Annotated in this window: 12 protein-coding genes; 3 read left to right on the top strand and 9 right to left on the bottom strand. The window is 56.8% G+C overall.

Annotated features, from left to right (window positions below; translation table 11 throughout):
• Positions 1 to 198: 198 nt before the first annotated feature.
• Positions 199 to 1,587: a carbohydrate porin gene (locus ACMYSP_RS12125; RefSeq protein ID WP_434586951.1), complete on the top strand. Its 1,389-nt coding sequence runs from the start codon at positions 199 to 201 to the stop codon at positions 1,585 to 1,587.
• A 46-nt stretch (positions 1,588 to 1,633) separates the two neighbouring features.
• On the opposite strand, the gene rhaM is transcribed toward ACMYSP_RS12125, so the two are convergent.
• The 9 genes from rhaM to rhaB all read right to left on the bottom strand — a co-directional run bounded on the left by rhaM (position 1,634) and on the right by rhaB (position 11,413).
• Positions 1,634 to 1,948 carry an L-rhamnose mutarotase gene (gene rhaM / locus ACMYSP_RS12120; protein WP_434586950.1) on the bottom strand — a complete coding sequence of 105 codons (315 nt, stop codon included), beginning with the start codon at positions 1,946 to 1,948 and terminating at the stop codon, positions 1,634 to 1,636.
• Positions 1,945 to 3,093, bottom strand: a complete 1,149-nt coding sequence (gene fucO / locus ACMYSP_RS12115; RefSeq protein WP_434586949.1) for a lactaldehyde reductase — start codon at positions 3,091 to 3,093, stop codon at positions 1,945 to 1,947. Before fucO ends, rhaM begins: the two co-directional genes overlap by 4 nt.
• Before the next feature lie 18 nt (positions 3,094 to 3,111).
• Positions 3,112 to 4,131 carry an ABC transporter permease gene (locus tag ACMYSP_RS12110; protein WP_434586948.1) on the bottom strand — a complete coding sequence of 340 codons (1,020 nt, stop codon included), beginning with the start codon at positions 4,129 to 4,131 and terminating at the stop codon, positions 3,112 to 3,114.
• Positions 4,128 to 5,135 carry an ABC transporter permease gene (locus tag ACMYSP_RS12105; RefSeq protein WP_434587069.1) on the bottom strand — a complete coding sequence of 336 codons (1,008 nt, stop codon included), beginning with the start codon at positions 5,133 to 5,135 and terminating at the stop codon, positions 4,128 to 4,130. Before ACMYSP_RS12105 ends, ACMYSP_RS12110 begins: the two co-directional genes overlap by 4 nt.
• Positions 5,132 to 6,643, bottom strand: coding sequence for a sugar ABC transporter ATP-binding protein (locus ACMYSP_RS12100; protein WP_434586947.1), 1,512 nt, complete (start codon positions 6,641 to 6,643; stop codon positions 5,132 to 5,134). Before ACMYSP_RS12100 ends, ACMYSP_RS12105 begins: the two co-directional genes overlap by 4 nt.
• A 53-nt stretch (positions 6,644 to 6,696) precedes the next feature.
• A complete protein-coding gene (rhaS, locus tag ACMYSP_RS12095; protein WP_434586946.1) occupies positions 6,697 to 7,683 on the bottom strand; it encodes a rhamnose ABC transporter substrate-binding protein in 987 nt (328 codons plus the stop codon).
• Between the two features lie 78 nt (positions 7,684 to 7,761).
• Complete coding sequence (gene rhaD, locus ACMYSP_RS12090; protein ID WP_434586945.1) at positions 7,762 to 8,592, bottom strand: rhamnulose-1-phosphate aldolase; 831 nt, start codon at positions 8,590 to 8,592, stop codon at positions 7,762 to 7,764.
• A 98-nt stretch (positions 8,593 to 8,690) separates the two neighbouring features.
• The gene (gene rhaA / locus ACMYSP_RS12085) at positions 8,691 to 9,950 is read right to left on the bottom strand and encodes an L-rhamnose isomerase (protein ID WP_434586944.1); all 1,260 of its coding nucleotides are present in this window, start codon (positions 9,948 to 9,950) and stop codon (positions 8,691 to 8,693) included.
• The gene (rhaB, locus tag ACMYSP_RS12080) at positions 9,947 to 11,413 is read right to left on the bottom strand and encodes a rhamnulokinase (RefSeq protein ID WP_434586943.1); all 1,467 of its coding nucleotides are present in this window, start codon (positions 11,411 to 11,413) and stop codon (positions 9,947 to 9,949) included. The genes rhaA and rhaB overlap by 4 nt, the downstream gene beginning before the upstream one ends.
• Positions 11,414 to 11,724: 311 nt before the next feature.
• Here rhaB and rhaS (ACMYSP_RS12075) point away from each other — a divergent pair, with 311 nt between their 5' ends.
• Complete coding sequence (gene rhaS / locus ACMYSP_RS12075; protein WP_434586942.1) at positions 11,725 to 12,561, top strand: HTH-type transcriptional activator RhaS; 837 nt, start codon at positions 11,725 to 11,727, stop codon at positions 12,559 to 12,561.
• Between the two features lie 72 nt (positions 12,562 to 12,633).
• Positions 12,634 to 13,482 carry an HTH-type transcriptional activator RhaR gene (gene rhaR, locus ACMYSP_RS12070; protein WP_434586941.1) on the top strand — a complete coding sequence of 283 codons (849 nt, stop codon included), beginning with the start codon at positions 12,634 to 12,636 and terminating at the stop codon, positions 13,480 to 13,482.
• The last annotated feature ends 228 nt before the right edge of the window (positions 13,483 to 13,710 follow it).

The following is a 13,710-nucleotide window of genomic DNA, read 5'->3' as shown; positions in this document are numbered from 1 at the left end:
TTGTGGGGCGCTTTTTATTAAGAGTGTGCTATTTAAGTGTTATCTCGCTCACGATAATGGAGGATTAAATTTAATTACTAAGCAGGAGTTGCTATTTTTCGGTAATAAAAACAATAAAGCATGGCATTTATAAAAGCATTCACGTGGTGGATTTTAATTAATCCAATCATTGAAGTTTTATCTCTGGGAAACATAACGATGAATAAAAAAATATTAGCGGTCGCCGTTGGTTTATTATTAACGGCAAATACCGGTATGGCAAAAACGCAATCACCAACGCTTGAACAACGCCTCCAGCAGCTTGAATCGCGGCTTGCCGCGGCGGAGAATCGTGCCACTCAAGCCGAAAATCAGATCCAACAATTGAAGATTGAACAGGCACAAGAGATCCAGCAGCTGAAAACCACGCAAAGCACGATGGCAGTAAAAAGCCAGGCTCCAGATATTGAAACGAAGAAAAACACCAGCGTACCTGCGCTGACCCTTAGCGGATATGGTGATTTAAAAATCTATGGTGATGTTGAATTCAACATGGATGCCGAAAGCAAGCGCGGTTTGCTGGCGATGACCAATGCCGACGTCAGCAGCGACCCGACCTCCGAGCGCTGGGACCTCAATGGCCGCATATTGCTGGGGTTTGACGGCATGCGCAAAATGGACAATGGCTATTTTGCCGGCTTCTCGGTACAGCCGCTGGCGGATATGACCGGCTCGATGAACCTCGATGATGCCGTGTTCTTTTTTGGTCAGGAGGATGACTGGAAGGTGAAGGTCGGTCGCTTTGAAGCGTACGACATGTTCCCGCTCAATCAGGACACCTTTGTTGAGCACTCTGGTAACACCGCGAATGACCTCTACAGCGATGGCCATGGCTATATCTATATGATGAAAGAGGGGCGCGGCCGTTCCGATGCCGGCGGTAACTTCCTGCTGAGTAAGCAGATCGACAACTGGTATTTTGAGCTTAATACGCTGCTGGAAGATGGCACGTCGCTGTATGACAACGGCGGTTACCATGGCCGCAATATGGAGCAGAAAAAGAACGTTGCCTATTTGCGTCCGGTAATTTCATGGGCGAAAGACGATTTTTCTGTCGCTGCGGCGATGGAGTCGAACGTGATAAATAATGCCTATGGTTATCAGAATACCCAGGGGAATTTTGTCGATCAGTCTGACCGTACCGGATATGGCCTGACCATGACCTGGAATGGCCTGAATAGCGATCCGGATAACGGCGTGGTCGTTAATCTGAATACCGCGTATATGGACGCCAGTAATGAAAAAGATTTTACCGCCGGGGTGAATGCGCTATGGCAGCGCTTTGAGTTGGGATATGTCTACGCGCATAATAAAATTAACGATTATGCCGGGGTAATTTGCGATAACGACTGCTGGATTAAAGATGAAGGTACTTATAATATTCATACCTTCCACGCCTCGTATCAAATCCCGAACGTGATGAATATGCAGAACTTTAATATTTACCTCGGGGCGTATTACTCTCTGCTCGATAGCAACGATAAGCTGAGCCAGAGCGATGACGACGATCGCTACGGCGCCCGGGTGCGCTTTAAATACTTCTTCTGATTACCTGTCAGCATTGCCCCGCGAATCTCGCGGGGCAACTCGCCACTTACTCCAGATAAAACACCGGTTTTAGCGCGGTGCTCACCGGGCTGCTATCGGCGTTGGTCGGCATAATATCGGCCATATGCTGCCACCAGCGCTGGCAGACCTCGGTGCGGGCAATATCATCCCAGCGGGCTTCCGATTCCACCTCTACCGTGGCGAACAGCAGGTGGCGCGCGGTATCGAGGTAAATGGCGTAGTGGTGCGCGCCATGGGCTTTTAGCACCGCTTCCAGCTCAGGCCAGATGGGAGTATGTCGGCGCTGGTACTCCTCATGCGCGTCGGGGTTGACCTGCATAACGAAGGCTTTGCGGATCATAAGGCCTCCAGATAGAGCTCACGGACCTCGTCGCGGCTGGCGCTGCGCGGATTGCATGGTGCGCAGGGGTCGGCCAGCGCTTTATCCAGCCAGCCTTCAATATCAGCTTTGCTGACGCCAAGCTGGCTGAAACCTTGCGGGATCCCAACACGTTTGCTCAGGGCGCGAATGGCGTTGATGGCCTCCATGCTGGCGGTTTCATCACTCATGCCGCGAGTATCAACTCCCATAGCCTGCGCCACGCGGGCGAAGCGGGAGACGGCATGCGGACGGTTAAAGTTTTCGATCACCGGCAACAAAATGGCGTTGCACACGCCATGCGGCAGGTTATGGGTGGCGCCGGGCTGATGGGCCAGCGCGTGGACCAGACCAAGGCCGGCGCTGTTAAACGCCATTCCCGCCAGATACTGACCAAAGGCCATCTGTTCACGGGCCTCGAGGTGATGCCCATCGTCCACGGCTTGCGGCAGCCACCGGTTGATCAGGCGAATCGCCTCCAGAGCGTTCGCGTCGGTCAACGGATGCGCGCCGACGCTAACGAAAGCCTCAATGGCGTGAGTCAGGGCATCCATGCCGGTAGCGGCGGTGACGGAGGCCGGGAGATCCAGCATGACGCTGGCGTCATCGACTGCAATATCGGGGATGATATTGGGGTCGATAATCACCTCTTTGACCTGGCGTTCGCTATCGATAATCACCGCATTGCTGGTCATTTCCGCTGCTGTACCGGCGGTGGTGTTGATGGCCACCAGCGGTACGCCGGCGTTTTTCACCTTGCCGACGCCGGCATAGGCGGTTGACGGGGCCGGGTTCGCAGTCAGAATTTTCACCGCTTTGGCGGTATCGATCGGGCTGCCGCCGCCAAAGGCGATGAGGTAGTCGCAGCCTGCCGCCAGATAGGTGGCATAGCCTTGTTGCACCAGCGCCTCGGTGGGGTTGGGAAACACCTCGTCAAACAGATGATAAGACAGCTGGTGTTTATCGAGGGCTGCAAACAGGCTGTCCAGCAGGCCCAGCTTTACCAACTGACCATCGGTGACAATCAGCGCTTTTCCCCACTGCTTTTGCCCCACCAGTTCCACCATATCGCCGATGGCCCCTGCGCCGTGCAGGCTAATTTTGGGTAATGCCAACATAAAGCTCATGATTATTCTCCTTAATCTCTACGGGTTATCCTTTTGGCTGCCCCTGCGTTGCATCACCCGTCGGGTAATGATGGGCAGTGAAATCACCACAATCAGCATCGCGCCGATGATGATTGACATAACGATGCCTGGCACGTTGAGCAGGCTCAGGCCGAAGGTCACCAGCCCCATCAGGAAAGCGGCGATAATCACGCCGACCATGCTGCCGGCTCCCCCAAGAATGTTGACGCCGCCGAGTACCGCCATGGTCACCACCGCCAGCTCCCAACCCATCGCCAGCGTCGGGCGGGTGCTGCCGAGTCTCGAGGTCAGCAGCACCGCGGCCAGCCCAGCCATCAGCCCGACCAGCGCAAACAGCACGAGGTTGTGGCGCTTGACGTTAATCCCGGAGAACCAGGCCCCGGTAGGATTGTTGCCGATGGCGTAAGTCCGGCGACCAAAGTTGGTTTTATGCAGCAGGAAGGTAAAGGCGACGGCGAGCAGGATAAACAGCGCGAACTCGAAGGAGAGCGCGCCCCACACGTAGCCCTGGCCGAACCACGCGAAGCTTTCCGGGTACTGATTCAGGGCTTTGTCGCCCAGCAGAATATAGGTCAGGCCGCGATACAGACTCATGGTGCCGATAGTGATAACAATCGACGACAGGTTAAAGCGCGTCACCAGGATGCCGTTAAACAGGCCGCACAGCAGCCCCACGCCGAGCCCCACTATGACCAGCAGCGGCGTGTCCATCCCCGCCGCCGCGCAAAAGCCCATGACCGTGGAGCTCAGTGCCATCGTCGACGCCACCGAGAGATCGATTTCCCGGGCAATAATCAGCATTGCCATCGGCAGGACGATGATCGCTTTTTCGGTAAAGTTAAACGTGGCGTCCGACAGGTTCCAGATATTGAGGAAATAGGGGGACGCCAGCGCATTGGCAATAAACACCGCCAGGGTCACCGCCAGCAGGAACCCCTCCCAGCACAGCAGACGACGCAGCGGCGACGGCGCAACCGGCGCGCTTTTGATCTCTTCAGTTAGCATCATTTTGCTCATGATTTCACCGCCTGTTTCTGCCGGGCTAATGCTGCGTTACGCAGGATTAACCGCCCGTGCCCTTTATTGCTGCGCTCGTTCAGGAGCACCGCAATCACAATGACCGCGCCGGAAATCGCCATTTGCCAGAACGGTGAAATGCCGATTACCGGCAGCGCGTTATTGATAACGCCAAGGAACAGCGCGCCGCACAGGCAACCCAGTACCCGTCCGGTTCCGCCCATGGTGCTGATACCGCCGATGACGCAGGCGGCAACCACCTGCAGCTCGAAGCCATTAGCGACATCAACGTAGGCGACGGCAAAGCGTGAAATCCACAGATAGCCGCAGAACCCGGCCAGCGCGCCGGAAAGACAGAAGCTGACGAACTGCATTTTCCCGGCGTTAATCCCGGTGTAATACGCCGCCGTGGCGTTGCCGCCCGCGGTGTATAACGCCCGACCGGTGCGGCTGTAGCGCAGGAAATAGCCGACCAGGCACAGCGCAGCGATGGCACACCAGCTCAGTAATGGCAGCCCCAGTAATGAGGTGCGCGGCAGACCGAGGAACCCGGCGCTCATCTGGTGCGAATTGACCCAGCCGCCGTCGGAGAGCAGGAAGATAATGCCGCGATAGATACTCATGGTCCCCAGGGTGACCACGATGGCCGGAATACCGAGCCGCCATACCAGCAGGCCGTTGATCACCCCCATCAACAGGCCCAACAAGGTGGCCAGCGCCAGCAGCGCCACGACCGGGATCCCCGGATAGTGGGCGTTGAGCAGCGCAACGATCATCCCGGTGAGCGCCAGGTTGGCGGCCATCGACAGATCGATGCCTTTCGTCAGCAGCACCATCATCTGGCCAAGCGCGAGGATGATCAGGATGGCGGTATCGTTAAACATCTCCGCCAGATTTCCCGGCGAGACAAACGACGGCACCCGGCTGCCGATGGCGCCGATCATCAAAACGATCACCGCCGCCAGCAGCGCTTCACGGTGTTTGAGCAGTTGTCGCCCCATTATGCTGCCTCCTGTCCGGTGCCGCTGGCGGCGCTGACGATGGTTTCCGCCGTCGCTTCGCCCGCGCGATATTCGGCAACCATCAGCCCCTCGTGCATCACGATGATCCGGTCCGACATCCCCATCACTTCCGGTAATTCCGAAGAGACCATAATCACCGCCAGTCCCTGGCTCACCAGCTCGGACATAAACTGATGTACCGCCGCTTTGGAGCCGATATCGATGCCTTTGGTCGGTTCATCGAGAATAATGACGTCCGGATGGGTCGCCAGCCATTTGCCGATCACCACTTTTTGCTGGTTGCCGCCGGAGAGCGTTTCCACCGCCTGCCGCCAGCTAAAGGCTTTGACCTGCAGGCGCGTGGCGTATTCATCCGCCAGCCGGCATTCGCGGGCATCGTTCAGCACGCCGTTCGGGTTCAGCTTGCTGAGCTGCGGCAGGCTGATGTTCTGGGCGATGGGCAGGGCGATAATCGCCCCTTGTTTCTGTCGCTCTTCCGGCACGCAGACGATCCCGGCCTGGATGGCGTCCGCCGGCTGGCGAAAGCGCATCGTTTTGCCGTTGAGCACGATGTCTCCGGAGGACGGTCGGGACACCCCAGAGAGCGCCTGCATCAGTTCGGTACGCCCGGCGCCGACCAGGCCATAGAAGCCCAGAATCTCGCCTTTGCGCAGCGAAAAGGTAATATCGGCAAACTCGGTCGGGTGGCACAGGTTTTTCACCTCGAGCACCGTCTCTCCCGGGGTGCAGTCGACCTTCGGGTAGGTCTGGGTGATGGCCCGGCCGACCATCATTGCCACCATCTGCTCTTCGGTGATTGCGTGAATATCGCCGGAGCTGACGTACACGCCATCGCGCAGAATAGTGTAGTGATCTGCCAGTTCGAAAATTTCGTCGAACTTATGCGAGATAAACAAAATCGCTTTGCCGTCGAGCTTCAGGCGTTCAACGATTTGATAAAACTCCAGAATTTCATGCTGGGAGAGCGCCGCGGTAGGCTCATCGAGAATCACTACCTGCGCCTCAAAGGAGAGCGCCCGGGCAATCGCCACCATATGACGCTGGGCAATGCTGAGGGTTTTCAGCGTCGCCCGCGGGTCAATCTGCACCTCAAGGCGATTGAGGATTTCACCAGCTTTACGATGCATCGCTGGCCAGTCGAGTTTTTTCAGCAGACCGGTATGCAGATACTGGCCGACGAAAATATTTTCGGTGACCGACAGTTCGTCAAACAGCACGGTTTCCTGATGAATGGCGGTGATCCCCACCTTATGTGCTGACTCCGGGTTCGGCAGCTGAATGGGAATCGCTTTATAGAGAATGTCGCCCTCTTCGGGCTGATAAATACCGGTCATCACTTTGACCAGCGTGGACTTGCCCGCGCCGTTTTCACCGATTAGGGCGGTGACTTTGCCGGGCCAGAGATCGAGCTGCACGTTCTCAAGGGCACGCACACCAGGAAAAACCTTGGTGATGCCCTTCAGCGACAGCAGAGGAGTGGGTGCTGACATGATAGTTCTCCGGTTTTTCCCCCGCCGCCAGGAGAAGCGGGGGAGGATGAGGATTAGAAAATCTTCGAGAACTTATCGATGTTGCTGGCATCGTAAACGAACGGCTGCGCCATCGCGCCGTTGCCGTTTGCATCCAGCTGTACTTTACCCAGCTTGCCCATGTTGGCTTCGGTTTTGGTAGCGGTCCCTTTGACTAAATCGTCAGCCAGATAAGTGGCAGCGTAGCCGAGATCGATCGGGTTCCAGATGGCGAAGCTTTTGCTGGCGCCGGACTTAATCGCGCCGGCCATTTCAGACGGCAGCCCCAGCCCGGTGACGTACACTTTGCCAATTTTCCCCTGATCTTTTACCGCCTGCGCGGCGGCCACGATCCCCACCGATGAAGGCGACACGATCACTTTAAGATCCGGATAAGACTTCAACAGGCCTACCGCTTCGCGGTAGCTCTTATCAGACAGATCGTCACCGTAGGCGACGGTAACCAGATTGATGGACGGGTACTGTGGCAGCACCTTTTTCATCTCTTCAATCCAGGTGTTCTGGTTGGTGGACGTCGGGGTGGCGCTGAGGATCGCCACATCACCTTTTTCGACGTTCAACGCTTTCAGCGCGTCGGCGGCAAGCTTGACGTTGGTTTCGCCAATTAAGGCGTTATTCGACGGGTTGAGATGGATCTGCCGCCCGGCCTGCGCGACGCCGGAGTCCCAGGAGACCACTTTAATGCCGCGCTGCATTGCCTTTTTCAACACCGGCACCACCGCGTCCGGATCGTTGGCGGATATCGCGATCGCATCAACCCCCTGGGCGATCAACCCGTTAAGTACTTCGATCTGCGCTTCTGCTGTGGTGGTGGTGGGGCCGGTATAAATGACTTTAACATCACCTAACTCTTTGGCTGCCTCCTGGGCACCCACGTTTGCTGCTTCGAAGAAGCCATTGCCTAACGATTTCGCCACGAGGGCGATTTTTACTTCGGCTAAAGCGGAACCGGACAACGCCAGAGCGGCAACGGTGAGGATCAAGCTTGTCTTTATTTTCATTGCTTTTACTCCACATATTTGAGTTGGGTTTGCAGGTGACAGAGTTCGCCCCGTCTCAGTGAGCGGGGCGCGATGTTATTATGGATAAAGGTCTAACGCGGACTGCATCGGTTGCACATCAAAGCGCTTGCCTAGCGCGATCAGCTCTTCCCGGGTAATGGTCTGTTTCATGCCTCCCATCGAATAGACTTTCACCAGCACTTCGGCCGATTTTTCTGCGGTATCAATCAGGCCAAAGGTTTCGTCCAGCGTCGGGCCGCTGCCGAAGACGCCGTGGAAAGGCCACAGTACCAGAGAATGTTGCTGCATTTGTTGGGCGGTGGCCTGACCGATTTCATCGGTACCGGGCACCATCCAGGGAAGTATGCCGACGCCGTCCGGGAACACCACCAGACACTCGGTGCTGCCTTCCCACAGCTTGCGGGTAACCAGTTCGCTGTTGTTTTCCAGAACATAGGTCAGGGCAATCAGGTTGGTGGCATGACAGTGCATGATCACGCGGTCTTTGCCGTGGGTGAGCTTGATGCGTTCGCTATGTGATAGGAAATGCGCTGGCAGTTCAGACGTCGGCACGGCGTCGTCGGTCAGCCCCCACAGAATATGATATCCCGCGCCGTCGCTGTCGACTTTTACGACGCCAAGATTTGCGGCCGGATCGAGTTGAACATTACGGAAGAATTTACCTGAGCCGGTGACCAGAAACGGCTGATTTGCCAGGGTTGGCATCGGCTGGCTCAGCGAGATATAGCGCGGCCTGGCGTGGAAATCGGCCGTGAACGGAGCAATATCCGCCTCGTCGAGGCGCAGCGTCAGGTTACCGCCGTTGCGCTCGTCCCAGCCCTTCAGCCAGGCATCGGAAGTGGCTTTAATCATGCCCTGGACGAACCAGGAGTGGTTGATGTTCTGCATAGTCTTGCGTTTCCTGTTAATGCGATGCGGGGAGTGCCCCTCACCATAAATAAGTCGGTCGCCCTGCTCAGCACGGCGCAACCGGGGATGTCCTGACACTACCCGCGTTGGATCAACACCGTTTTTTCATACGCCCGCACGCTATCCAGCCACTGGCTGCCCGCCGGAGTATCGTGGCGCTGGCAATACATCTCCCAGATAGCCTGCCACGGCAGGCATTTCTGCTCTTCCAGCAGGGCCAGGCGGGCGGTGTAATCGCCGTCGGCTTCCAGCTGACGCAGCTGTTCTGTCGGTTCCAGCAGGGCGCGCAGCAGCGCTTTTTTCATGTTGCGGGTACCGATCACCCAGGCGGCGATGCGGTTGATGGAGGCATCAAAGAAATCGAGGCCAATGTGCACGCGGTCGAACAGATCGTGACGGATGATTTCGCTGGCGATGGCCTGGGTTTCATCATCCAGCAGTACCACGTGATCGCTGTCCCAGCGCACCGGGCGGCTGACGTGCAGCAGCAGGCGCGGGATATACAGCATGGCGGCGGAGATTTTGTCGGAAATCACCTCCGTGGGATGGAAGTGGCCGGCATCCAGACACAGGGCGGTCTGACGGCTGGTGGCGTAGCCCATATAGAACTCGTTGGAGCCGACGGTGTAGCTTTCGGCACCGATACCAAACAGCTTGCTCTCCACGGCATCGATATGGTGCGCCGGGTTGAGTTTCTCGCTGATCACTTCATCCAGCGCATTCAGCAGGCGCTGGCGCGGTGCGAAACGGTCGACGGTGATGTCCTTCATGCCGTCCGGGATCCAGATATTCATCACCGATGGGGTGCCGAGCTGCTCGCCAAAATAGGCCGACACGCGGCGGCTGGCCTTACAGTGATCGATCCAGAACTGACGGATGTCGTCGTTGGCATGCGACAGGGTGAAGCCGTCGGCACTCAGCGGATGGGAGAAGCAGGAAGGGTTAAAATCCAGTCCCAGTCCCTGTGTTTTTGCCCACTCAACCCAGTTACGGAAATGCTTCGGTTGGATTTCATTGCGCGCCACCGGAGTCTCTGACTCCAGATAAAGGGCATGCAGATTCAGGCGTTTTGGCCCGGGGATCAGGCTCAACGCCTGCTCAAGGTCGGCGCGTAATTCGCCGGCGTTGCGCGCTTTTCCTGGATAATTTCCGGTTGCCTGGATACCGCCGGTCAGGCTCCCTTCCGGGTTTTCGAAGCCGGCAACATCGTCGCCCTGCCAGCAGTGCATTGATACCGGCAGCCGGTCCAGCTGGCGCAAGGCCTCCTCGACATCCACGCCAACGGCGGCGTAGCGCTGTTTAGCAATCTCCCAGGCTTGTTCAAGTTGAGTGGTCATGCGCAAAGCTCCTTAGTCTGTTGGGGCTGAAACTGCGCCATAAAGCGGGCAATTTCACTGTCAGGATGTGGGGTAAAAGTGGTGAGGGCGTAGTTTTGCTGCACCACCTGACGGAATTCATCGACGTTGTTCAGCTCATCAAGGGTCATCAGCTGTATGCCGATATTGCCCAGGGTGGAGGCTTCAACGGGGCCCGCGACCACCGTGATGCCGCAGGCATCGGCACACAGCTGGTTCAGGAAGTCGTTCTGGCAGCCGCCGCCGACGATATGCAGCTGGCTGAACGGCTGGCCGCGGAGCCGGGAAAGTTCGCTGAGCACCTGGGCATACAGCAGGGCCAGGCTGTCGAAGATACAGCGCGCCAGCCCGGCATCATCGTCGGGGACCGGCTGTCCGGTTTCACGACAGGCGGCCTGAATTTCGGCGCGCATGCTGGGTGGGTTGATAAAACGTTGGTCGTTGCAGTCGATCAGGCTGCGGCAGGCTGGCCGTTCGGCTGCAAGGGCAATCAGCGCCGCCAGGTCGTCGATCTTTTGCTCGGCAATTACCCGCTGGAGCAGCCACAGGCCCATGATATTTTTCAGTACCCGATAGCGGCCTTCGGCGCCACCTTCGTTGGTGATATTCGCCTGCAGCGCGTCATCGCTGGTGCAGGGGGTTTTGCTTTCAAAGCCCATCAACGACCAGGTGCCGGAAGAGAGCCAGGCGGCATCAGGATCCTGCTGCGGAACGGCTATCACTGCGCTGGCGGTATCATGGCTGGCGACCGCGACCACCGGGATCGCGTTGCCCTGCGGGCACAACCAGTCGCCGATCACGTTGCCTGGATGGGTGGGGGCACCGAACCATTCATGCGGCGCGCCGCACCAGTTCAGCAGCGTTTCATCCCAGTTATCGCTGTTGATGTTGACCAGTTGGGTGGTGGTGGCGTTGGTGTATTCCCAGTTCATCTTGCCGGTCAGGCGGAAGCTAAAGTAATCCGGGATCAGCAGCGCGTGTGCGACCTGGCTGACCTGTTCCGGCTGTTGTTCCACTAGTGCCCGAAGCTGATACAGGGTATTGAACGGCAGAAACTGGATACCGCTACGACGGTAGATGTCAGCCCGTCCCAGCTGGGTTTCCGCCAGCGTCATCAGGCCATCCGTGCGGGCGTCACGATACGATACCGGCAGGCCAACACGCTGGCCCTGTTGATCCAGCAGGACATAATCCACACCCCAGGTATCAATGCCGATACTGTCAATACGGACGCCCTGTTCGCACACCGCCTGCAGCCCGTGACGAATTTCCGCTTCCAGGCTATCGATATCCCAACAGTCGAAACCATCGACTTTCTGCAACCTGTTGCCGAACCGATGCACCTCACGCAGCGCCAGCGTTCGCTGCCTGGGGTCATAACTGGCGAGCATCACCCGCCCGCTGGAGGCGCCTAAATCAACGGCGACACAATGACGAAAACTCATGGGGAGATCCTTATGAAAATCATTGTGTGCAGTCTAAAAAAGCCGTCACTGACTCACCTTCTTGCTACGGACAGGGAAAATCTGTCTCTGGCAAGAAAGCAAAGGTGACCGTGAGGAAGCTCACATTTCCTGTTAATCGGTGGCGGAAGCGGGGGTGTGACGGTGTCCGCAGTTCCCGAACTTTCCGGCTGTTTCTTGAAAAAGCGGCAGGCTTTACGATTTTTGCGGTCAAAAATTGAAGGTCGGATCGCCAGCCCTTTATTACTATTTCAGCACTGATTGATAGTATTTCTCATTTAGAGGGCGTTGCTATGACCATTCTGCACAGCGTGGATTTCTTTAAGTCCGGCACTTCTGCTGTAGCCATTGAGCCGCGTCTCCCTCAGTCCGCCTTTCCGGAGCATCACCACGATTTCCATGAAATCGTCATCGTCGAACACGGGACGGGGATCCATGTTTTTAACGGTCAGCCCTATACCATCAGTGGGGGCTCGGTGTGCTTTATCCGTGACCACGACCGTCATCTCTATGAACATACGGATAATTTGTGTCTGACGAACGTGCTCTATCGCGCGCCGGATGCCTTTCGTTTTCTGAATGGCGTCAGCCAGCTGCTGCCGCAGGAGCAGGAGGGCAACTATCTGTCCCACTGGCGGGTGAACCAGAATGCGTTGCAGCAGGTGCGGCAGATTGTGGAGCAGATGGAGAGCGCTGGTGCGGATTCGGATATGCACACCATCGCCGGGCGGGAGATCCTCTTTATGCAGCTGCTGGTGCTGCTACGGAAAAGCAGTCTCGCGGAAGGGGCTGCGGACAACGATGCGCGACTGAACCACCTGATGGCCTGGCTGGAAGATCACTTTGCGGAAGATGTCTGCTGGGAGGACGTCGCGGCGCAGTTTTCGCTGTCGCTGCGCACGTTACATCGTCAGCTGAAACAGCAAACGGGCATGACGCCGCAGCGTTACCTTAACCGGGTGCGGCTGATGAAGGCCCGTCACCTGCTGCGTCACAGTGATGAGAGCGTGACGGATATCGCTTATCACTGCGGTTTTGGCGACAGTAACCACTTTTCGACGCTTTTTCGCCGCGAGTTTGACTGGTCGCCGCGCGATATTCGCCAGGGACGTGACGCCATTCTTCAATAACGCGAGAGCAGTCAACGTTTTAGCGAGGAAAAACGCCAATAATTAACCGTTATTGGCGGTGGAGTGTGCGTGGTGGCCGGTCAGTTGATTCTTCGCAAAGATGAGTTCTTCGCATCTCCTTCGCAGGCGGTGGCGGTTGCGGATCGTTATCCGCAAAACGTCTTCGCCGAGCACACCCACGAGTTCTGCGAGCTGGTGCTGGTGTGGCGAGGCAACGGCCTGCATGTCCTGAACGACCGTCCCTGGCGGATCACCCGTGGCGATCTGTTCTACATCCGCGCCGAAGATAAACACTCCTACGCTTCAGTGAATGATTTAGTCCTGCAAAATGTTATCTACTGCCCGGATCGCCTGCGGCTCAATTTTGACTGGGCGGCGCATATTCCTGGTCTGTTTGGTACACCGTGGATCCCGCACTGGCGTATCGGCAGCACCGGCATGGCTCAGGTCCGCCAGGTCATTACCCAGCTGGAGCATGAAAGTAGCCGCTGCGACGCCCAGGCCAACAATATGGCCGAACTGCTGTTCGCTCAGCTGGTGTTGACGCTGCAGCGTCATCGCTACGCGACCGATAACCGGGCGGCGACCGCAAGCGAAACGCTGCTTGATAAGCTGCTGACCGAACTGGCAGGCAGCCTGAATCGTCCATTCTTTCTGGATCGGTTTTGTGAGCGCGAAGCGTGCAGCGAACGGGCGCTACGCCAGCAGTTTCGCCAGCAGACGGGCATGACCATCAACCACTATTTGCGACAGCTGCGCATCTGCCACGCGCAGTATTTACTGCAGCACACCGAACGGCTGATTGGCGAGGTGGCGACGCAGTGCGGCTTCGAAGACAGCAACTACTTCTCCGTGGTGTTCAACCGCGAAATCGGCATGACGCCAGGGCAGTGGCGGCAGCGCAGCCGTATGGCCGCCTAGGCTCGCTATTTTTATCGGATAAGTCCTCTTTCCCGGCGATGAGTGTAAAAATCGGTCAGTTTGCTCGCCTTCCTGCGGTGGTCATGAGAGGCTGATTTTCACCGTGAAAAATATTAATTGTTTGTTTACGTTAATAAAAATTCGGATATACCCCGTTGTTATAACCTTATTAAAAATACGGCATTGATAAGCGTTTTCAATATCATTTAATTAACTATAATGAACCAA

The organism is Klebsiella sp. R390, from assembly GCF_051131745.1.
Taxonomy (GTDB): Bacteria; Pseudomonadota; Gammaproteobacteria; order Enterobacterales; family Enterobacteriaceae; genus Klebsiella.
Note: the sequence above shows the minus strand (reverse complement) of the source record. Positions and strands in the feature narration are given on the sequence as shown.

Bases quoted from the DNA above. Each gene is read 5' to 3' on its own strand.
- ACMYSP_RS12125 (WP_434586951.1), top strand. From the start codon at position 199: ATGAATAAAAAAATATTAGCGGTCGCCGTTGGTTTATTATTAACGGCA.
- rhaM (WP_434586950.1), bottom strand. From the start codon at position 1,948: ATGATCCGCAAAGCCTTCGTTATGCAGGTCAACCCCGACGCGCATGAG.
- fucO (WP_434586949.1), bottom strand. From the start codon at position 3,093: ATGAGCTTTATGTTGGCATTACCCAAAATTAGCCTGCACGGCGCAGGG.
- ACMYSP_RS12110 (WP_434586948.1), bottom strand. From the start codon at position 4,131: ATGAGCAAAATGATGCTAACTGAAGAGATCAAAAGCGCGCCGGTTGCG.
- ACMYSP_RS12100 (WP_434586947.1), bottom strand. From the start codon at position 6,643: ATGTCAGCACCCACTCCTCTGCTGTCGCTGAAGGGCATCACCAAGGTT.
- rhaS (WP_434586946.1), bottom strand. From the start codon at position 7,683: ATGAAAATAAAGACAAGCTTGATCCTCACCGTTGCCGCTCTGGCGTTG.
- rhaD (WP_434586945.1), bottom strand. From the start codon at position 8,592: ATGCAGAACATCAACCACTCCTGGTTCGTCCAGGGCATGATTAAAGCC.
- rhaA (WP_434586944.1), bottom strand. From the start codon at position 9,950: ATGACCACTCAACTTGAACAAGCCTGGGAGATTGCTAAACAGCGCTAC.
- rhaB (WP_434586943.1), bottom strand. From the start codon at position 11,413: ATGAGTTTTCGTCATTGTGTCGCCGTTGATTTAGGCGCCTCCAGCGGG.
- rhaS (WP_434586942.1), top strand. From the start codon at position 11,725: ATGACCATTCTGCACAGCGTGGATTTCTTTAAGTCCGGCACTTCTGCT.